This window comes from Micromonospora sp. NPDC048839 (assembly GCF_040649915.1).
In the GTDB taxonomy this organism is placed as follows: domain Bacteria; phylum Actinomycetota; class Actinomycetes; order Mycobacteriales; family Micromonosporaceae; genus Micromonospora.
The window spans coordinates 359,368-378,070 of record NZ_JBEZGL010000002.1 but is presented as its reverse complement, the minus strand read 5'-3'; the positions used below and the strand labels follow the sequence as shown (position 1 = coordinate 378,070).

19 protein-coding genes and 1 pseudogene are annotated in these 18,703 nt (G+C 71.5%); 6 read left to right on the top strand and 14 right to left on the bottom strand.

Going from position 1 to position 18,703, the window contains the following annotated elements; all coding sequences use genetic code 11:
* Positions 1-57: 57 nt before the first annotated feature.
* Together AB0C25_RS04895 and AB0C25_RS04890 are read right to left on the bottom strand one after the other, a co-directional pair.
* Entirely contained in the window at positions 58-2,916 is a 2,859-nt protein-coding gene (locus tag AB0C25_RS04895) for a CHAT domain-containing protein (RefSeq protein WP_357369701.1), read from the bottom strand.
* On the bottom strand, positions 2,897-3,577 hold the full coding sequence (locus tag AB0C25_RS04890; RefSeq protein ID WP_357369699.1) for a DUF6338 family protein: 681 nt from the start codon (positions 3,575-3,577) through the stop codon (positions 2,897-2,899). The genes AB0C25_RS04895 and AB0C25_RS04890 overlap by 20 nt, the downstream gene beginning before the upstream one ends.
* A 40-nt stretch (positions 3,578-3,617) precedes the next feature.
* Here AB0C25_RS04890 and AB0C25_RS04885 point away from each other — a divergent pair, with 40 nt between their 5' ends.
* Both AB0C25_RS04885 and AB0C25_RS04880 read left to right on the top strand, forming a co-directional pair.
* On the top strand, positions 3,618-3,827 hold the full coding sequence (locus AB0C25_RS04885; protein WP_357369697.1) for a hypothetical protein: 210 nt from the start codon (positions 3,618-3,620) through the stop codon (positions 3,825-3,827).
* A gap of 136 nt (positions 3,828-3,963) precedes the next feature.
* Positions 3,964-4,206, top strand: coding sequence for a hypothetical protein (locus AB0C25_RS04880; RefSeq protein WP_357369695.1), 243 nt, complete (start codon positions 3,964-3,966; stop codon positions 4,204-4,206).
* A gap of 133 nt (positions 4,207-4,339) precedes the next feature.
* Here the strand turns inward: AB0C25_RS04880 and AB0C25_RS04875 are convergent, their stop codons facing one another.
* Positions 4,340-4,777: a VOC family protein gene (locus AB0C25_RS04875; protein WP_357369693.1), complete on the bottom strand. Its 438-nt coding sequence runs from the start codon at positions 4,775-4,777 to the stop codon at positions 4,340-4,342.
* Between the two features lie 108 nt (positions 4,778-4,885).
* The gene (locus tag AB0C25_RS04870; RefSeq protein ID WP_357369692.1) at positions 4,886-5,602 is read right to left on the bottom strand and encodes a GAF and ANTAR domain-containing protein; all 717 of its coding nucleotides are present in this window, start codon (positions 5,600-5,602) and stop codon (positions 4,886-4,888) included.
* Between the two features lie 253 nt (positions 5,603-5,855).
* Between AB0C25_RS04870 and AB0C25_RS04865 the strand changes: the two genes are divergently transcribed.
* Both AB0C25_RS04865 and AB0C25_RS04860 read left to right on the top strand, forming a co-directional pair.
* Entirely contained in the window at positions 5,856-6,377 is a 522-nt protein-coding gene (locus tag AB0C25_RS04865; protein WP_357369690.1) for a GAF and ANTAR domain-containing protein, read from the top strand.
* Positions 6,378-6,532: 155 nt separating this feature from the next.
* The gene (locus AB0C25_RS04860; RefSeq protein ID WP_357369688.1) at positions 6,533-8,761 is read left to right on the top strand and encodes a hypothetical protein; all 2,229 of its coding nucleotides are present in this window, start codon (positions 6,533-6,535) and stop codon (positions 8,759-8,761) included.
* A gap of 69 nt (positions 8,762-8,830) precedes the next feature.
* On the opposite strand, the gene AB0C25_RS04855 is transcribed toward AB0C25_RS04860, so the two are convergent.
* The 5 genes and pseudogenes from AB0C25_RS04855 to AB0C25_RS04835 all read right to left on the bottom strand — a co-directional run.
* Entirely contained in the window at positions 8,831-9,646 is an 816-nt protein-coding gene (locus AB0C25_RS04855; protein ID WP_357369686.1) for an NAD(P)-dependent oxidoreductase, read from the bottom strand.
* Between the two features lie 15 nt (positions 9,647-9,661).
* Positions 9,662-10,066, bottom strand: a complete 405-nt coding sequence (locus AB0C25_RS04850) for a cupin domain-containing protein (RefSeq protein ID WP_357369684.1) — start codon at positions 10,064-10,066, stop codon at positions 9,662-9,664.
* Positions 10,067-10,107: 41 nt separating this feature from the next.
* A complete protein-coding gene (locus tag AB0C25_RS04845) occupies positions 10,108-11,505 on the bottom strand; it encodes a PLP-dependent aminotransferase family protein (RefSeq protein WP_357369682.1) in 1,398 nt (465 codons plus the stop codon).
* A 12-nt stretch (positions 11,506-11,517) separates the two neighbouring features.
* Positions 11,518-12,417 carry an RNA polymerase sigma factor SigJ gene (gene sigJ / locus AB0C25_RS04840; RefSeq protein ID WP_357369680.1) on the bottom strand — a complete coding sequence of 300 codons (900 nt, stop codon included), beginning with the start codon at positions 12,415-12,417 and terminating at the stop codon, positions 11,518-11,520.
* Positions 12,418-12,562: 145 nt separating this feature from the next.
* Positions 12,563-12,739 (bottom strand): annotated as a pseudogene (locus AB0C25_RS04835) (sigma factor); the annotation flags it as partial.
* A gap of 182 nt (positions 12,740-12,921) precedes the next feature.
* Between AB0C25_RS04835 and AB0C25_RS04830 the strand changes: the two are divergent.
* On the top strand, positions 12,922-13,689 hold the full coding sequence (locus tag AB0C25_RS04830; RefSeq protein ID WP_357369678.1) for an SDR family oxidoreductase: 768 nt from the start codon (positions 12,922-12,924) through the stop codon (positions 13,687-13,689).
* Positions 13,686-14,183, top strand: coding sequence for a hypothetical protein (locus tag AB0C25_RS04825; protein ID WP_357369676.1), 498 nt, complete (start codon positions 13,686-13,688; stop codon positions 14,181-14,183). The genes AB0C25_RS04830 and AB0C25_RS04825 overlap by 4 nt, the downstream gene beginning before the upstream one ends.
* Here AB0C25_RS04825 and AB0C25_RS04820 read toward each other — a convergent pair.
* From AB0C25_RS04820 to AB0C25_RS04800, 5 genes are read right to left on the bottom strand one after another with little or no spacing between them, the layout of a single operon-like run.
* A complete protein-coding gene (locus tag AB0C25_RS04820) occupies positions 14,152-14,856 on the bottom strand; it encodes a hypothetical protein (RefSeq protein ID WP_357369674.1) in 705 nt (234 codons plus the stop codon). The genes AB0C25_RS04825 and AB0C25_RS04820 overlap by 32 nt on opposite strands.
* A complete protein-coding gene (locus AB0C25_RS04815) occupies positions 14,853-16,454 on the bottom strand; it encodes a hypothetical protein (RefSeq protein ID WP_357369672.1) in 1,602 nt (533 codons plus the stop codon). The genes AB0C25_RS04820 and AB0C25_RS04815 overlap by 4 nt, the downstream gene beginning before the upstream one ends.
* Positions 16,451-17,323 (bottom strand): ABC transporter ATP-binding protein, encoded by an 873-nt coding sequence (locus tag AB0C25_RS04810; protein WP_357369670.1) that lies wholly within the window; start codon positions 17,321-17,323, stop codon positions 16,451-16,453. The genes AB0C25_RS04815 and AB0C25_RS04810 overlap by 4 nt, the downstream gene beginning before the upstream one ends.
* Positions 17,320-18,147 carry a hypothetical protein gene (locus AB0C25_RS04805; protein ID WP_357369668.1) on the bottom strand — a complete coding sequence of 276 codons (828 nt, stop codon included), beginning with the start codon at positions 18,145-18,147 and terminating at the stop codon, positions 17,320-17,322. The genes AB0C25_RS04810 and AB0C25_RS04805 overlap by 4 nt, the downstream gene beginning before the upstream one ends.
* The gene (locus AB0C25_RS04800; protein WP_357369666.1) at positions 18,144-18,686 is read right to left on the bottom strand and encodes an RNA polymerase sigma factor; all 543 of its coding nucleotides are present in this window, start codon (positions 18,684-18,686) and stop codon (positions 18,144-18,146) included. Before AB0C25_RS04800 ends, AB0C25_RS04805 begins: the two co-directional genes overlap by 4 nt.
* Between the last annotated feature and the right edge of the window lie 17 nt (positions 18,687-18,703).

Below are 18,703 nucleotides of genomic sequence, written 5' to 3'. Positions count from 1 at the left end.
CCCCTCGTGCCCGGGTGGCCTGGTAGCGGCCCTCGACTCCGCACCTACCGCTGCTCGTCATGAGGTGAGCACGAACGCCGCCCAGTGGGCGGGATCGTCGAACGGCACCGGTCGGGTCCACTCCGCCCGGATCTCGTCGCGCAGCGCGACCACCGCGTCGCTGTCGCCTGTCAGCCTGGCCAGGACCTCATCCCGGCCGGCTTGGCACAACCACAGCTGCGCGCCCCGGAGCGCCGAGGCCGGGGAGTCGCCGGCAGCCAGGCGGCGGTGAAGGTCGGCCGTCAGCACCGCCGCGACCACGTCATGGACGGGCCATAGTGTACTCACCACGGCGGTCACGCCGGCTCGCATGAACAGGGCCGGCCAGCCGACGAGCTCGTCGGCGATCGGGCCGGCGGTCGCCACGCCGGTGTCACAGGCCGACAGGATCACGGTTTCCACACCGCCGCCGGCGAGCGCGTCGCGCATCTCGTCCATACCGATGGCGCCTCCGTGCAGTCGGAGGTGGGATCCGGTCGGGTCATCCCAGTCGTAGTAGGCGTGGCAGGCGAGGTGGAGCACGAGTGGCCGGTGTCGCGTCAGCGCCGTCCGGAAGGCGGCGGGTGTGGCCTGTGCCCCGATCAGGAGCGGTGTCGACGGCCCGGCGATCAGGGCGGCCTCGGCCCGGGCCGAGGGCAGGTCGCCGGTGGGGTCGGCGACCACCAGCAGGCCGCTGCCCGCCCGGGATGGCGCTGCGTGGGCCACGCGCAACGCGAACGCACTCGGCGCGATCGAGATCTGGCGCCGGGCCAGCCAGATGTCACTCACGTTGACGGGTGGGGCCGCCACCGACCAGGGTAGGAGCGCCAGGCCGCCGCCGGGAAGCAGCCGGACTGGGGTGCGTGGCGGCAGCGCATCGTCGATCCGGCTGATGGCCAGGCGCCACAGTTGGCTCTGCAGGGCGGGCATGTCGTCATCCTCGAGCGGGGTGACGATGATGTTCGAGTGCTGGAACGACGGTGAGTAGAAATGAGCCTCATACTCCGCATCGGAGACGGGGAACAACCGCGCCCGCATCTGGAGGAGGTGCTGCGCCCTCGCGTCGGTGAATTGGTCGAGCCGGACCAACCGCGGAGTTTCGCCGCTCAGGATGATGGCGGCGCCACCGGCCGAGGTGGCCAGCAACATGACGAGAGCACCGTCGACCGGGACGGCGGCATGCAGGTCGGCGAGCACCGATGCGGCGGGCAGGGCCGCCGACTGCCGCAGCGCGCGGGTGCGGCCGCGTTCCAGCACGATCATGGCGTCCTCGACGTGGCCGTCGCGGAGCAACGCGTAGGCCCACCGGGCGTGTAGCCGCCCTGCCCCGATCAGTTCGGCCCGCCGTCCACTGTCGGTGCGTACTCCACCGAAAAGATGGTCGTCCACCTGCCATGCCTCCTGGTAGCGCACGGCCGCATCTCGCCAGCGCTCCCGATCGAAGTGCTGGTCGGCAAGCGCCCGCAGCACCGCCCGGCGTTCGCGGTCGCGGCCAGCCCGCCCGTGGTGCGTGGCGGCGTCGGTCAACAATGCCTCCACGCGGTCGTGGTCGCCGGCCGCCGCCCGGAGAAGCAGGGTGTTGCCGAGGTCGGCTTGGATCTGCTCGGGTGGCAGGCCGAGCGGTGCTCCGTTGGCCAGCCCCAGGGCCGCCTCGTAGTTGGCGACCGCGCGATCGAGCTCGCCGTGCTGCCGGTACAGGGAGGCGATGTTGTGGTGGAAGTAGGCACGCCGTTCCGAGTGGTTGCGCGTCACATCGATGCCCCGCCGAAAGGTCGCCAGCGCCGCGGCGTAGATCTGCTCCCGGGTGCGCTGGATATCGATCGTCTGGGCCTGGGCGCTACCGAGTGCGAGCAGTGCCGCCCACAGGTGGTCCGACCCGAGGTCGGTAAGTGTCTCGACCGCCCGCTGGCAGCGCCGCAGGATCTCGTCCTGCTCGGGCGGAACGGTGTGGATTCCGGACGGTGTCGTCTCGATCTCGGCGCGGAGCGACAGCGCCTTGACAACCTGGAGATCCTGCCGCGCGGACGCCTCCCGATTGTCCAGCGCCGCCCATGCCTCGGCGGACGCGGAGAGCACGTCGATCGCCTCGTCCAGGTCGGATGCGCGGTCTCCGCCGGGCCGATGCATCAGCGCTTCGCCCCAGTTGCCGAGCGCTCGCGCCTGCTGTTCGCTGCGGTCCGGGGCGCCGTCGGCTTCGGCTCGCAGATGGTCGAGGCCTTGGTCGTGGTCGTCTGCGCTCTCGGCGAGTTCCAGGTGCAGCTGTGCCAGGGCTTGGTGCAGCCGCAGCGGATCCGGTTCGGCACCGGGCCCGAGGCCGAGGTTTTCGGCGTGTGTCAAGGCTCGCTCAAGATAGCGCCGGGCGAGCGCCTTTGCGCCGTGCCTCCCGGACAGTGCCGCATCCAGACACTTCTCGCCGCCCGCCCAGCAGACGAGCATCTTCATCTCGGTGGACGGCTCGTCGTAGAACCACTCGACCGAGTCGGCGAGGCTGCGCAGGTCGTCGGGTGTGCCGGTCATCGAATCGAGTTCGGACCGCGCTGCCGGGCCCAGTTCGGTCCATGCGACGGTGGCAATTTGACCATCCCAGATCCGGGGTACGTGGCGCAGCGGCACCATCAGCCGTTTCATAAGCTCGACCAGGTCGCCCTCGTCCTCTGGGCGGAACGCCAGCACCAGCGGCGGCACCCGGTCCGGGCGGTACATCAGCAGCGGCGCGGACGGCAGCGGCACTGCCGCCGCGCAGTGCGGGCAGGCGCCGACCCGTAGCCGATCCGCGAGGATGGCCTGCTCCAGATCCGGTCGCTCGGCGATGTCGATGGTGGTCCACAGGGTGTACGAGGCATGCCGCCGGCAGGAGGGGCACGCGACGTGGACCGGCTCACCCTGACTGTTTGGCATCCGGTGCCTCCCGTGGGACGTACCCCACCGTCATTGTCACGATGCGACGCGCGCTGACTGTCATGAGGCCGACATTGGCGAGCGGCGTCGGCTGCGCCGCGCCGGCCGGGCGCACCGCGATGGGTGGGCGGAGCACCAGGTCACGGTCCGCGGAGTCCACAATCGTCTGGGGGTACGCGTAGACGACGCCCGTCACGTAGCTCCCGTTCTCCAGGGTGCAGCCGACGTGAATGTCGAACGTGTCGGCCGGGTATTCGGTGAACGCCAGCCACCACGACGACATCTGCGACGGGTGGGGCGGCCGCCCCGGCGCCGCGGACCGCAGCCACGCCGCACCAGCGGACCCGACGATCGCAAGCGCGAGCAGGCCCACGGCCCACCAGGTCAACGTGACGTAGTGCCGCAGGGCGTACTCGTGTGGGTGTTTGAGCAGCTCACCGATGGAAGGTGTGTGGCCGGGCGCCAGCACCCGGGCCAGCCCGGCAAGGGCCAGCACCGCGGCGAGCGCAACCAGGCTGACACTGACCACGGTGATCGTCTCGCGCAACGGGCTCATCGGCCGTTCGGGGCCGGTGCGGCCCCGGACCGCCAGGTAGGCGAAGCCGGGCAGCAGCAGCACGACGAACAGCGCCAGGCTGAAAAGGCTCGTCGGTAACCCCACGCGTGCGACCCCCGCTGGTCCGGACGGAATACCATCGATCGTGCCGCACCTGGCCGCACCACGGAAGGGGACCACGCTGAACGAGCGATCGCCGTCACCCCGCTTCCGCGGGTATGTGAAGGTCGACCCGAACATCCGCCCGCCCACCTCCGCGGCGCCGCCCGACCCGCAGCCGGCCGACGCCGACGCGATGACGGAGGTCGACCCCGAGAAGCCCTCCTGGCGTCGCTGGCTGGGTAAGGGGCACTGATGATCCACACTGCGTAGAACGTGGACGGCGCAGGCCCGCCGGTGCTGCGATGGGGTGACATCCGGAAGCTGTGGGGAGCGGGCGGCCAGCGGTACGCGGACAATGGGGGAATGATGTGGGGGTACGCCCGATGCGGATGACCGGGACGCGCGCTGACGGCGCGGCGGCGACGGGCGCGCGGGCTGTGGGGGCAGCGTCGCTCGGTGCCCTCGCCGTGGGGGCAATGGCCGTCGGGGCCGTGGCCGTCGGGGCCGTGGCCGTCGGGGCGCTGGCCATCGGGCGGCTGGCGATCCGCCGGGCCGTCGTGCGGGAGCTGCGCGTCGGCCGGTTGGAGATCGACGAGCTGGTGGTGCACAGCCGACCCGATGCCGAGGCGTAACCTCCCCATCCACCCCGTACCCGCTGGTCGAGGCCCGAATGGCTCGTCAGCCCCCGCGTGGCGGGGCCGGTGACGCGTTGGAGTTGGATGAGCGGTTGCGGCACTCGTTGGTTCGGAGCGGCCCGGCTCCTCCTCAGGTGACGAAGATGCAGAAGGGATGCCCGGCCGGGTCGGCGTAGACCCGGAACGGTTCGTCGGGACCGTCCTTCTGATCGGACAGCAGCCGACCGCCGAGGGCCAACACCCGGTCGTGCTGTGCCTCCAACTCCTCGATCGAGGCCACGCTGAGATCCAGGTGCAGCTGTTGCGGCACCTGACCGTCCGGCCACGTCGGCGACGGCACCTGGTCCACCTGCTGAAAGGCTAGTTGCGGGGCGCCGTCGGTGGTCCTCAGCACGAGCCAGTCGTGACCGCGCTCGTCCGCCTGCCCCGGCTCCGGCGGCTCGTGACCAGGCTTGTACACCAGGCCCAACAACGACCGATAGAACTCCGCGAGCGACCTGGCATCGGTGGAGTCGAGCACCACCTGACACAGCTTCGGGACCTTCTCCCCGCCAATCACATTGATCACCTCCGAACGCCCATTGTGCACCGATTACCGCCCAGCCGGAGTGCGTGCCACCGGCTCGCTGGTTCCCCTCACCGCGCGGATTGATCGGGCTACGTCGTGCTGCCGCCGCTACGGCCGTCGGCGGCGATGAGCGTTTTCCACCAGAGCCGAGGCGACGTCGCGCAGCTTGCGGTTGGTGTCCTGCGACAGCTTGCTGAGGACGGCCAAGGCCTCCTCGGGAGTGCAGCGTCGCTCGCCCATGAGGATCCCCTTGGCCTGCTCGATCACCGCCCGACTCTCCATCGCCTTCTGCATGTGCCCGGCCAGGGTGGCCTGGGTCTCGTACAGGTGGGCGTTGGCCAGGGCAACGGCGGCGAACCCGGCGAACGTCTGAGCGATCGTGATCGCGTCGTCGTCGAAGGCTCCAGGGGCGGTGGCGTAGATGTTCAGGGCGCCGGTGACGTGCTCGTGCACGGGTAGGCCGACCGACAGGGAGCTGTGCGCGCCGGCCTGGGCAGCGGTCTGGGCCCAGCCGGGCCACCGCTGCTCGCTGCCGGTGTCCGGCACGATCAGGCTGGAGGTGCTCTCCGCGGCTTGCAGGCACGGGCCGTAGCCACGTTCGTACTGCTTCTCGTCGAGGGCGAGGGCGAGGTCGCCGGTGAACGCGGCGGTGTGCGGCTTGTTGCCGTGCAGCAGGGTGACACTGACCTCGCTGGCCCCGGGTATCGTGCGCTTGGCCAGCTGCGCGATCTTGTCCAGCAGGACGTCGAGGCCGATGTCGGCGAGTCGGATACGGCCGAGCTCGGCGAACGCCTCGTGCGGGTCCATGGGTGCGACGTGCGTCATCAGGGCGTCCTTAACGAGGGCGCGTACCACCACCGGGCATCTGGTGGGATGCGCGGATCGCTGCAGGACTCCTGATCCGGAGTCCGGGATCCGCGCCACTCTTTGACGCTGGTCTCGACGACGCCCATCCAAGGCGCCGTGCCACAGAACTACAGCATATCCGTGCCCGAGCGCCGGCTGTCACCCACCGCCCGCGCCCCTGCCCAGTGCCACGGCCCGTGCTCGGCTCGTACGGTCCAGGAGGCGGTTCACGGTGCGCGGCCTCGCCCTGGCCCTCGACGAGTCGCAGTACGAGCTGGGCCTCGGCCCCTGCCTGCAAGCCGCCGCCGCCACCACCATCGAGTCGATCAGCAACATGGCAACCGAGAGCCGCTGGCCGGACTGGACAGCCCGCGCGCTGCAGGCGGGAGCCCGCAGCTCCCTGTCCATCGGCCTGCCGATCCACGCCACCATCGGCGGAGCGCTCAACCTCTACGCCACCGAACCCCACGCCTTCGACGATCACACCATCGCCGTGGCGCAGACCTTCGCCAGCTACGCCAGTCTCGCCATGGCCAACGACCACCTCGACGCAGCCTGGACGACCCTCTCCCGACACATCGAAGCGGCCATGGACAGTGGGGCTGTCATCGAACAGGCGAAGGGCATCATCATGGGCGATCGGCGCTGCACGGCCGACGAGGCCTTCACCGTCCTGACGACGATGGCGCGGAGCACCACGCGCACGGTCCGCGACGTCGCTCGTACCCTGGTGGACCGCACGTCTGCGTGCTGAGGAAGCTGAGGGCTCAGGCGCACGGTTGGTCTCGGTCGCGCGGGGTACACCGCCGCGAGTGGTGCGGGGTCCCCGGCTGGGTTACCCGGCTTGCCACCGAAAGTGCTCCAGGGGGTCCGATGTCGGGTTCTTCAGCGCGGTCGAGCGGGCCGGGGATGTCCGATGACGTGGTGGAGCTGCGGGTGCATGGGGCCGCCACCGCGAGCGCGGACCAGGTCTTGGACGTGTCACAGGTCGAGCAGGTCGCGGGCGACCGCAGAGGGGGCTTCTACCGGCCCCGCCGCCACTGTTCGTGCAGTAGCGGGCAACGGGTGACGCTCGAGGCGTACCGCTGGGCTGACCTGCCCTCCGGAACCGTGGTCCGGACGCTGTCGCTGGTGTTCCTGCTGCCGTTCATGCTGGCCAACGTGGCGATCTGGATGCGGCCGGCGAACCCCGGCTCGGATGCGGTGGTCAGAGCCCTGTGCCGGTTGCTGGCGCTCACTCTCACCGCCCTGTATGTGCTTGCCTTCGCTGGCGTCACGCTGGACCTGATCGCGTGGAAATGCATGGGCTCGTCACGCTGCCTGGCCGGGCGCGTCTGGTTGTCCTGGTTGGGCGGCCAACCGGTGGGCCTGCGCCTGGCGGTACTCGCGGTGGTTCCGGCCGCCGCCATCGGCCTGCTCTGGCGGACCAGCGCGCGACCAGGGACGGCCTTCGAAGCTTTCCGCGCTCCCGCGGACGAGGTCTCCGCCCATCGACTCAGTGAGATCGGCCAGTGGGATGCCGGGCCACTGGTGGGCCGGCTGCGCTCGATCCACGTCGCGGCGGCGTTCGCGACACTGGACGTCGCTCTGCTCGCCGCCCGAGCTGCAACCGGCGCCACGGCCGGCACGATCGCGCTGGCCGTGGCCAGCGGGACGGTGCTGGCCACCTGCGTGGTCCTGCTCTGCGTGCCTCCGCTGATCGACCGGGGCGCCTCGGACCAGCGACTGGACCGACTCACCCGCACGGTGCGTACGGTCGCCGTCGCCCTGACCATCGTGGTGACGGCCCACGTCCTGGTCAGCCCAGCGGCCTGGAACGGGGGGAGCGGCCTACCCGGCTACGGCGCGATCCTCACCTCGGTCTTCGTTGCCCAGACGACCCTGCTGACAGCCCTCGGCGCTGTGCTGCTCGGGGGCCGGGACCGCCGGCGGGGCACCGTCCCGCTGCTCGGGCTGGGCGCGCTGGTGATCGCGGCCAGCGCGGTCAGTCTGGCGGTGGCGGTCTCCGCCGAGTTCGTCTACCGGGTGGCGGACTTCCTGGACCGCGACGCACCCACCGGAGAGGGCCTGGCCTCCGGTCTGCCGCCGGCGTTCACCTGGGCAATCTTCGGCTTCTTCCGGGCAGTGCTGTTCACGCTCGTCGTAGCGGTACCGGTCGTCCTCATCTCCCGACGCCGCCGGCTCCGTGCGGCAGCGTCGATCGTCGCGTGCGACTACCCGGGTCGCCCGGCCGGAGCAGCGGCCCGACTGCGGCAGGTGCGGAAGGCGATAGCTCGGGCCCGTTTCACGGAACGACTTGTCCCGTTGGCAGTGGTCTACGCCTGTCTCGCCGGGCTCGGCACGGCCACCACCACCCTCGGTCTGCTGGAGTTGCTCCCGAGCGAATCGGTGCAGCGCTACGCGCGCCTGCCCGGCAGCCTGATCACCTTCGCCATCGCGTTCGGTAGCTGGGGGATCGCCGCGATCATCCTCGGCCTGGCCATCGGCGGAATCTTCGCCTACCGGACAGTCGAATTCAGGCGCCACGTCGGTGTCCTGTGGGACCTGGGCACGTTCTGGCCTCGGGCCGCTCACCCGTTCGCGCCACCCTGCTACGCCGAACGAGCTGTGCCGGAGCTGACCCGACGAATCATCCACCTGGTCTCGTGCGGCAACGCCGTGCTGCTGACCGCACACAGCCATGGTTCGGTCCTGGCCGCCGCGACAGTGCTTCAGTTGCCGCCGCAGGTCAGTAGCCGAGTCGCTCTGCTCACCCACGGGTCGCCGCTGAGCCGACTCTACGCGCGACTGTTCCCCGCCTTCGTCGACGACGAGGTGCTGCACGAGGTCGGCGATCGAGTCGGGTGGCGATGGACGAACCTGTGGCGCGACACCGACACCATCGGCGGCTGGATATTCTCCGCCCACCGGACGACGACGCCGGCCACCGTCGCCGGCCCGGCGGCGACGGTGGACCGCCGGCTACGAGATCCTGCCGATGTGGTGGCCCAACCGGGCGACAGCGTCCCGCCACCGATCCAGGGACATCGGCCCTCCGGGTCGGACCCGGGGTACGCCGAGGCGGCCCGCACGTTGATCGAGCGCCTTCGCCGGCCGATGGACCCAGGACCGCCGGGCGACCCACCGACCGGGCAATGACGGATCCACCGAACCAGGACAGCCCGAGGTCCGGTTCCGGCGGGGTGTCCGCACATGACAGCCGGCCGCTCACACGGTGGCGAATCCCTCTCGCCACGAGGGAAAGGTCGGGACCCAGCCGAGCTGCGTGCGGGCGAGCCCGTTGCGTGCCCCCCGCGCCCAGCCGTGCCGCTCGCCCACGGTCACCGCGGGTGCCGGGACCCCGGCCGCCGCGCAGAACGCGGGCACCCACTCCGAGGCGGCGGCAGGCTCGTCGTCGCAGACGTTGACCGCCCCGGCGGGCCACTCCAGAGCCGCGACCGCGGCGGCGACGGCGTCGTCGACATGCAGCAGGCTGCTCACGTCCGCGTCGGCGGGGACTCTGCCGGCAGCGGCGAACTGAGCCATCAGACCGTCGCGGGCGTACCAGGTGCCCGGTCCGTAGAGGGTGCCGTACCGCAGCACGACCCACTCGGGCACCTCCTGGACGGCGGATTCGAGCGCGGCGACACCGGCCACACTCGTCTGCCGCGGCTCGGTGGCACCGAGGTCGAGCGGGGTCTCCTCGGTCGCGGGCTCGGCGCCCGGCTCGTACGCCCAGGCGATGCTCTGCGCCACGATGCGGCGTACCCCGGCGGCGAGCGCCGCGTCGACCAGGTTCCGGGTCCCGATCCGACGCAACTGCGAATTGGCGGCGAGATCGCCGGTGCTCAGGCTGGTCAGCTGGTGCATCACCACGTCCGGCCGGGCGTCGCGGACGGCTGCCGCCACGGCGTCGCGGTCGAGCACGTCGACGGCGACCGGGCCGTTGCGGGCCAACCCGATGACCTCATGCCCTTGGGCGGTCAGGAGCGGTCCGAGGCGGCGACCAATGACGCCCGTCGAACCAGCGAGAACGATACGCATAACTGTGTCTCTCCGTCAGTTCGGCCGGGGTGAGCGGCGGTCCTTACGCTGTTCGAGCTCCTCGGGGCTCACCAGCACCAGCATTTCCCGGTCGGGCGCACACACCATGACGACCAGGAATTTGGTCACCCGATCGGGCAGGTTGTTGGCGGATCGGTAGTGGATGACGTCGCCACCGGGCTCCCAGAACGCCTCACCGGCCTTGATCACCCGTTCGGGCTCACCCTCCAGCTCGAAGATCATTTCGCCCTCGAGCAGGTAGCCGAAGACCTGGCCCGAGTGCCGGTGTGGTGGCGTGCCCGGGTCGCCCGGTGGCAGTTCGATCGTCGCCGTCATCACGTGCGAGCCCTGCGGCAGCTCTGCCGGCATGGCCGTGCCCAGCAGCACGATCTCGTTGTTCCCCATCTTGATGGTCTGCATGAATCGAACGTATCCCCGACCGGACCAACGAAATGGACCAGTTAGTGCCCAGCCTGCTGGACCAGTTGGCAGAGCCTGGACAGTGCCTCCTGCCAGGCGTGAGCCGGTGGCGCCGCGTACCCGAGGACCAGGGCCGCCGCCTGCCGCTCATCCGCCGGGTCGTGCCAGTAGCCGTTGCCGTGCAGGCCGATCAGGTGCAGCCCTCGGCGGCGCCCGGCCTGGATCAGCCGGCGCTCCTCCGCCGCGGACGCCAGTGGCAGCAGTGCGTGCATACCGGCCGCGATGCCCTCCAGCGACGTGGCGGTCACCTCGGCCAGCCGGCCGGCCAGCTCGGCCCGGCGACGCCGGTAGGTCAGGCGCATGCGGCGGATGTGCCGGTCGTAGTCGCCGTGCGTGAGCAGGTCCGCCATGGCGAGCTGGTCGATCGCGGAGACTGCGGCACCGGCCTCCATGATCGTCGTTGTCAGTTCGCGACGCAGCGGCTCGGGTACGACGAACCAGCCCAGGCGGATGCCCGGCGCCAGCGACTTGCTCGTGCTGCCGGCGTACACGATCCGCTCTGGCGCCAGCGCCTGCAGGGCGCCGACCGGGCGCTGGTCGTAGCGGAACTCGCCGTCGTAGTCGTCCTCGATCAGGAACGCGTCGTGCTTCCGTGCCCAGGCGATGAACCGGTAGCGGTGCTCCGGGGCGAGCACCAGTCCGGTCGGATGCTGGTGCGCCGGGGTGAGCAGCGCGGCCTGACCCGCCGCGTCGGCCGGGTCGGCACCGCCCACGCCGACGGTGAGCGGGGTGACCGTCAGACCCGCGGCGCGAAGCACCACGCGGTGCGGGGCCAGACCGGGGTTCTCGGTGGCGATGGCGCGGACCCCGCGCCGGTGCAGCGTCCGCGCCAGCAGGGAGAGCCCCTGGGTGAAGCCCGCCGTGATCACCACCGCCTCCGGGTCGCAGAGGACCCCACGGGTACGCGCGAGATAGTCGGCCACCGCTGTCCGCAATCCGGGCAGCCCCGTCGGCTCGGGGTAGTCAAGCGTGCCGCGCGAGGCCGTGGCCAGCGCCCGGCGGACACTGTCGGTCCAGGCCGTTCGGGGGAACGAACCGAGGTCGGGAATCCCCGGCCGAAACTCGATCATCGGTCCGGCCGGGGGAGACGGTTGCGGTTGCCTGCGCGAGCCGGGCGGATCATGGAGTACGTCCGCGACCCGGGTGCCCGAGCCCGGTACCGTCACCAGCCACCCCTCCGCCACCAGTTGCGCGTACGCCTGCACCACCGTGCCCCGGGCCAGGCCCAGGTCGGCGGCCAGGCTCCGGCTCCCCGGCAGACGCGCCCCGGCCCGCAGCCGGCCGGCTCGAATGCTCTCCCGTAGCGCGCTCTCCACCGAGCGACCTGGGAAACCCGCACCCCGATCGAACGCCAGATGCAGGTCAAGCGACTTCGCCACGCCGCAACGATCTCACCCGTGCGCCTTCCGGTGGTGCGGGAACCGGGCTAGCTTCTCGGGGTTGAGGATGATGAGCACCCGTTCGATCCCGGCGGGGGAGGCCTCGATGGCGAGCAACGCGACAGTCGTTCCCGACCGCGAGGCGAGGATCGCCGCCTGGCCGTTGGATTCGACGATCTCCAGTGCGACACCATGGCCGAACTTGCGCATCAGCCCCAGGAGGTAACGGGCGACGTTGTCACGTCCGACGATGGGCACCAGGGCGGCCCGAACGGTGCCGCCGCCATCGGCGTAGGACGTGGCTGTCGCGGCGAGCAGTTCCTCGAGCCGGGTCAGCTCACCGGAGCGGGCGGCGGCGAGGATGGCACGCAACAGGCGGTTGTGGTCGGTCTGCGCCACCGGGTCGCGCCGCTGCTGGACCAGGTGCGTGCGGGCGCGTCGACCGAGCTGCCGCGCGTACGCCTCGCTGACGTCGAGTACCTCGCCGATGCGCCGGAACGGGTAGTCGAACGCCTCGCGGAGCACGTACACCGCTCGCTCGGCCGGCGTGAGCCGTTCCAACAGGAGCAGTACGGCGAGTTCGAGTGACTCGGTGCGTTCGGCCCGCAGGGTCGGGTCGGCGGCGGTGTCGACGGGTTCGGGCAGCCACGGTCCGGGATACAGCTCACGTCGGGCGCGCGCCGAGGTCGCGGCGTTCAGAGCGAGCCGAGAAGTCGTCGTGACCAGGAAGCCGGTCGGGTCCCGTACCTGGCTGCGGTCGGTCTGTTGCCACCGGAGCCAGGCCTCCTGAACGACATCTTCCGCCTCCGCGACGCTTCCGAGCATCCGGTAGGCGATGCCGAAGAGCCGCGGACGGACCGCGCCGAAGACCTCCAGCGCGGCGACAAGCGTTCCGTCTTTCCCTCGCTCCACGATGACCGCCCGCCTCGTCGCTTCTGTCCCTGAACGTGCCGCTGAGCTCGACCTGACCGGACGGCGACGGTTGGATCAGACCGACACAGATCCGTACAAGTGTGCCGACCAGCCAGGCGAAAGGTCTGTCGATCCCATGCTGCTGGTCGTCCGTCATCGTGTACCAGCCGGTGTACGCCTCCTGCACCGCGTGTTCGGCAACTTCGGCCGAACCGACCAGGTGGTATGCGAGGTTCTTGAGGAGGCGTCGTTCGGCGACGACGGCGCAGAACGCACTGGGTAGCGCGTTTGACCGAACTGGCGGACGAATGTCGGGAACCATCGGTTCTCCCAGTCGTGGACGGGCATCCCGGCCCTGGTGCGAGTGTCGTCAGTACGGACCGAGCACGTCTCCGATTCGTGACAAAAGGCGTAGCGGGCCGGCGCCGCTGTCACGAATCGAAGGGCCGCTCGGTCCAGTTCGCAGAAGCGACGGCCGTTCGTGGCGGATTGGGAGGCAGTTCAGTGCGTATCGCGATAGCCGGCGGGACCGGCGGGGTGGGACGTCTCGTCGTCGACGCCGTACGGGCTGCCGGCCACGAGCCGGTCATCCTCGCGCGCTCCACGGGCGTGGACCTGATCCACGGTTCCGGGTTGGACGAGGCCCTGACCGGCACACCGGTCGTGGTCGACGTCAGCAACGTGTCGACGATCAACCGGAAGAGATCGGAGATCTTCTTCGGCACGGCGACAGGCAACCTGCTCGCCGCCGGCCAGCGCCTCGGGGTGCGGCACCACGTGGCGCTGTCGGTTGTCGGCGTCGACCGGGTCGATTGGGGTTACTACGCGGGCAAACGACGCCAGGAGAGGCTCGTCCTGGACGGCGCGGTGCCCGCGACGGTGCTCCGCTCGACGCAGTTCCACGAGTTGGCCGCGCAGATGCTCGCCACCGTTCCCGGCCCGATCGCAGTGGTGCCCCAGATGCGCATCCAGCCGATCGCGGCCCACGAAGTCGCGCACTGTCTCGTCGCCCTCGCCCTGGCAGACCCGGCCGGCCGCGCGCCCGACATCGCCGGCCCGCAACGGCTGCGCATGTCGGACATGGCCCGCCGCCTGCTCCGCGCCCGCGGGCGTCACCGCGTCGTCCTGCCCGTCCGCCTCCCGGGAGCGACCGGTCGAGCCATGGCCGGAGACGGCCTGTTACCCACCGCCCCCGGTCCTCGGGGCAAGCAGACCTTCGACGAGTGGCTGGCCACTCCCGCGGCACGGACAACCACCGGGCGGACCCGATGAACGAAGGCCGGCCACCCGTCCCCGCCGCTCCGCAGGTCGCCGCACCGGACGGACGCAGCGGTGGGCTGACCATTCTGATCCGGATCGCCCTGGCTGCCCTCTTCCTCGACGAACTCGTCGTCGGGTTCTGGAACCAGTTCTTCCCGGAAAGCTTCTACCACAACTTTCCGACCGTCACCCTCACCCCGCCGCTGAGCGAGCACTACGCGCGAGACTTCGGCGGCGCCACCCTCGGCCTGGCCGTCGTCCTCGGCATAGCTCTCGTCGCGCCTAGAGCCGCATTCGTCATCCCCGCGGCGGCGGCATTCTCCACTTTCGCGATACCGCACTTCTTCTTCCATCTGACCCACCTCGGCCACGCCAGCCCAGGCGAGGCGGTGTTCCTCACGACTGCCAACGCCGTCGTCGCCCTGCTCGGCCTTCTCGTCATCGCCCTGACGCTCGTTCGGGACCGCACGACTGTCAGCCGCGCCCGGGGTGTCGGCGGGCGGTGAGCGCCCCGGCGGTCGCCAACAGTGTCCCCGCCAGAAGGTACATCCAGCGGTCGTGGGCCGCGTCCCAGCCGTCGCCCGTGCCGACGAGGAGAGCCACCGAGGCCGGCAGCAGCGCCACCACCGCCATCCCCAGCAGCAGCATCGGAGCGGCGAGTGGGCTGCCGATCCCGCGCGGCGACCGTCGCCAGCCGACTGCCGACGCGAGGAACGCGACCGCCGCGACGGTCGCGGCCTCACGGGTCAGGTCCGCGTACGGCAGCGAGGCGGTCTCCGGCCCGGACCGGGTCACCAGCAGCGCCGCCGCCCAGCACGCACCACCGACGACCGCGGCGAGGGCCGCTCGGGCCAGCGCGCCGAGCCAGGCCGGCACCGGCAGGGTCTCCGTGGTCGGCTTCGCGGGGTCGTCGAGCGCGAACGTGACGCCGAGGCCGACGCAGGCCAGCACCAACCGCAGCAACGTGATGTGCTCGTCGGGAGGCAGGACCGACCCGGTCACGGCCGGTGGGGTCACGATCGCCACACCGACGACCCCGGCCGCCAGCAGCGGCGAGATCCGCGTCGCCCGCAGCGTCGGCCAGACCAGCGCCGCCACCGTCCGCAGTCGCCCACCCCGCCTCGGCACGGGCCCGCCGGCCGCCGGCCCCGCCGCGCCGACGGCGGGCACGTCGCTCACGGGACGCACGGCAGCGCTTCGTCGTCCGGCGCGAGCGGCTGGATCGGCACCCCGAAGATGGCACCGAAGCGCTCCAACGGTGTGTCGGGCGCCGTCAGCTCGGCCCAGTGCCGCTCAACCAGCGGTGCCACCTCGTCGGGCGACCGTTCCAGCAACTCCAACGCCGGTGCCGCCGCCCGGTCGGGTGCCAAGATGCCGTACAGGCCCGATGTGTCGCTGAAGACGAGCGCGCCGGTGCTCGTCTCGTCCAGCGAACGCATCCCGGCCAGGGTGGTCGGCGACGCCCGCCCGACCAGCCACACCAGGAGCGCGGCCTGCGCCCCGCAGAGGAAGTTCCCCCCGTCGTACGCCTTCGCGGCCATCAGCCGGTAGGCAACCTCGGCGGCCAGGGCGGCGGCTGCCCGATCGTCGCCCCACGAGGTGTCGACCCGGACCGCCTCCGCGGTGCCCGCCGCCACGTCATCGACCTTCCAGCCGGCCACCACCTGCATGGCCTCGGCGACGGACCCGGCGCCCCCGGCCGAGATCTCCTCGACGAGGGCCCGCTGCCGCACCGCGAGCGGTGGTCCGGACGAGTCGGCGCTGTCCGGCACCACCGCGCGTACGGAGGTCACCACCGACTCCCACCCGGGGACGAACCCGTCGAACCCGTCGAAGTAGCAGTAGGTGACGTCGCCGCGCCTGACGCATGACTGGATGCTCGCCGGCCGGTCTTCGACAGTCGCGCGGGCCGCCGCCATGCCCGGGTCGGGTAGCGACTGGGTCACCCCTCCGCCGACGGCGAGGATCAGCCCGACCGCAAGCCCGGCCGCGACGACCGACCGCCGCGCGGCGGCCCGGGCCAGTACGGCCGCGACGAGCAGCACGGTGATCCCGACCAGGTAGGCGAGGTGCCGGGCCGAGGGCCGCTCGGAGACGCCGGCGGGGACCGGGACGGCGAACTCGCTGATGTAGACCGGAAGCAGGAACCGCCAGCCGGTCCCGACGAGGGTCATGGTGATCGCCGTGAACTCCAGCACCACAACGAGCAGGACGAGAAGTGGGGCGATCAGCAGGGAGCGGATCAGGACGCCGGAGAGCACCCCGATGGCGCCGAGGAGCAGCGTCAGCGCCGACGGGGTTAGCAGTGTGGCGACGTCGAGGCTCCCGGCCGACCCCGGAAGTCTCGCGGACACCGCGACCCGGACGCCCACGAGCAGCAGGCTGAGGCCGGCCAGCGGTAGCAGTGCCAGCAGGAACCCGCCGACCCGCCAGGCTGGCGGCAGCACCAGCACGTCGTAGGACGCGTCGACGTGGTGCCGGTGCGCCCGCAGGGTGACGAGGTTCGCCACGATCAGCGCCGACCCGCCGAGGATCGGCAACGCGAGCAGCTGGATGGTGATCAGCTCGTCGGGGAGCACCGGGTATCGGTTGGCCGAGCCGGACAACGAGCCCCACAGCCACGGGCCGAGGAACAGCAGCGCGGCCGCGACGGTGAGCGGGTGTCGTAGCATCCGGACCGACTCGAACCGGGTGAGTGCGAGCAGCGCTCGCCGACGCCCGGGTGTGGACGACGGCGTCGGACGGGCCGGCGTGGCCACCGTCAGGGTCGCGGTCATCGCGTGCCGCCCGCGACCGCCGACGCCTCGGTGTCGGTGCCGACAAGCGTCAGGTAGCCGTCCTCGATCGACGGCTCCACCAGCGTCGCCCCGGCTGGCGGGTCGCCGACGTGACGGTGCAGCCCCGTGCCCGTCCGCCACGACGCCAACGCCCCTGCCTGGCGCGCCGCGCTCGTCCACACCCGGCCGGCGGCCAGCCCGGCCAGCTCGGCCGGGGTGCCCTCGAACCGCACCCGGCCCCGGTCGAGGACGACGACCTCCTGGCACAGCGACATGACGTCCTCGGTCTGGTGGGTGGACAGCAACACCGTCTTGCGTTCGCCGAGGTCCGCGATCAGCTCCCGGAACCGCAGCCGCTGCTCCGGGTCCAGGCCGACCGTCGGTTCGTCGAGGATGACGAGGTCCGGGTCGCCGACCAGGGCGGCTGCCAGCGCGAGCCGTTGCTTCATGCCGCCGGACAGGGTCCGGATCCGGGACCGTCGGCGGTCGTCGAGGCCGACGGCGGAGAGCACCCGGGCGACCTCGGTGTGCCGTGTCGCCCGGTGGGTGAGCTCCTTGAGGATCGCGACGTAGTCGACGAACTCGAACGCGGTGAACGACGGGTGGAAGCCGGGGTCCTGCGGCAGGTAGCCCAACCGGCGCCGGACCGCGAGCCGCCCGGGTGACGTGCTCGGGTCGTGGCCGAAGACCCGCAGCGTGCCGCCGTCGGCCGGCAGGGCGGTCGCGATGATCCGCAGCAGCGTCGTCTTGCCAGCACCGTTCGGGCCGAGCAACCCGGTCACCCCGGTACGCAGCGTGAACGACACGTCCTCGAGCGCGGTGGTGCGCCCGTACCGCAGCGCCAGACCGTCTGCCTGAACGGCAGTCATGACATTCTCCTCGACAGGTGGGGGACGTGGTGGCGGTCGTAGGTGCCGCGCTGACGGGCCAGTGCCACGGCGGCGATCCCGCCGACGATCACGACGCCGACCTGCCCGGCCAGGGTGAAGACGAGCCGGTCGCCGAAGGTGGCGGCGACCACCGCCGCCCAGCCGACGCCGACGACGACCGCGGCCGGCCCCGCGCCGAGTCGAACCGAGAGCAGCAGCGACAGCATGGTCAGGGCGAGTGACGGCAGGAACCAACCGGTCGCGCGCAGTCCGTACTCGTAGATGAAGAGGCTGGCCACGGCGGACAGCGCGGTGGTCGCGGACAGGACCGCGAGGCACCGCAACAGCAGTAACCGGAACGAGCGGATCGGAGCGACCACCGCGATCTCGTAGGTGGGGTCGATGCCGGGCGCGAAGGACATCGCGACCGCGACCAGCGGCAACAGCGGGGCTACGGCGAGGAACACGACCGGGTCGGTGAACAAAGCGATCGTTGCCGTCAACGCGGCCGTGACCGCGATCGCCACGAGCCACGACAGCCGCAGCGCAGGCGTCGCCGCGAGCAGCCGCGCGGTGTGATCGGGAACGCCGGCCGTGATCATCAACCGTTCGACAGGCCCCGGCCGCGGCGCGTCCAGGGAGGCGTCGAGGCGGGCCCAGCCTCCGTCGATCGCCCACCGTAGGTCGGCGGTCGCGGCGGCGGCGAGGCGTTCGCGGCACTCACCGCACGCCGTCAGGTGGGCCTCCGTGGACCACAGACCAGGGGCGGCGAGGGTACGGGCAGCGTAGGCGCGCAGGTCCTCGTCGAGCAGATGCCAGGTCATGTCAACTCCTCTCGCAGCTGCCGGCGGGCCCGCATCGCCCGCGTCTTGACGGTGCCGGCGGGGATGCCGAGCAGGACGGCGGCCTCGGCGGTGGATAGTCCGTCAAGGACGGTGGCGCGGATGACCGCGCGCAACTCCGGGGAGAGGCGGGCGAGGGCGCCGCCGAGGTCGCCGTGTTCGAGGCCGATGAGCACCTGCTCCTCGGCGGACGACTCGTCCCGGCCGCCCAGGCGGGCCAGCAGCCGGCCGAGCCGGTCGCGGGACGTGCGGCGACGCAGCGCGTCGATGAGCCGGCGTGACCCGATCCGCCACAGCCAGGCGGCGGCGTCGGTGTCGCGGGGCCGGAACGAGGCCGCGGCGCCCGTCCAGACGGCGAGGAACGTCTCCTGCACGACGTCGTCGATGAGGGCGTCGTCGGAGCAGCGGTAGCACAGGCGCAGCCGCAGCCACGGCGCGTGCCGGCGGTAGAACGCCTCGAACGCGTTCCGGTCGCCACCTGCGGTCAGGGCCAGGAGGTCGGCGTCGTCCTGGGCGGTCATGCCTACCTATCGCAACG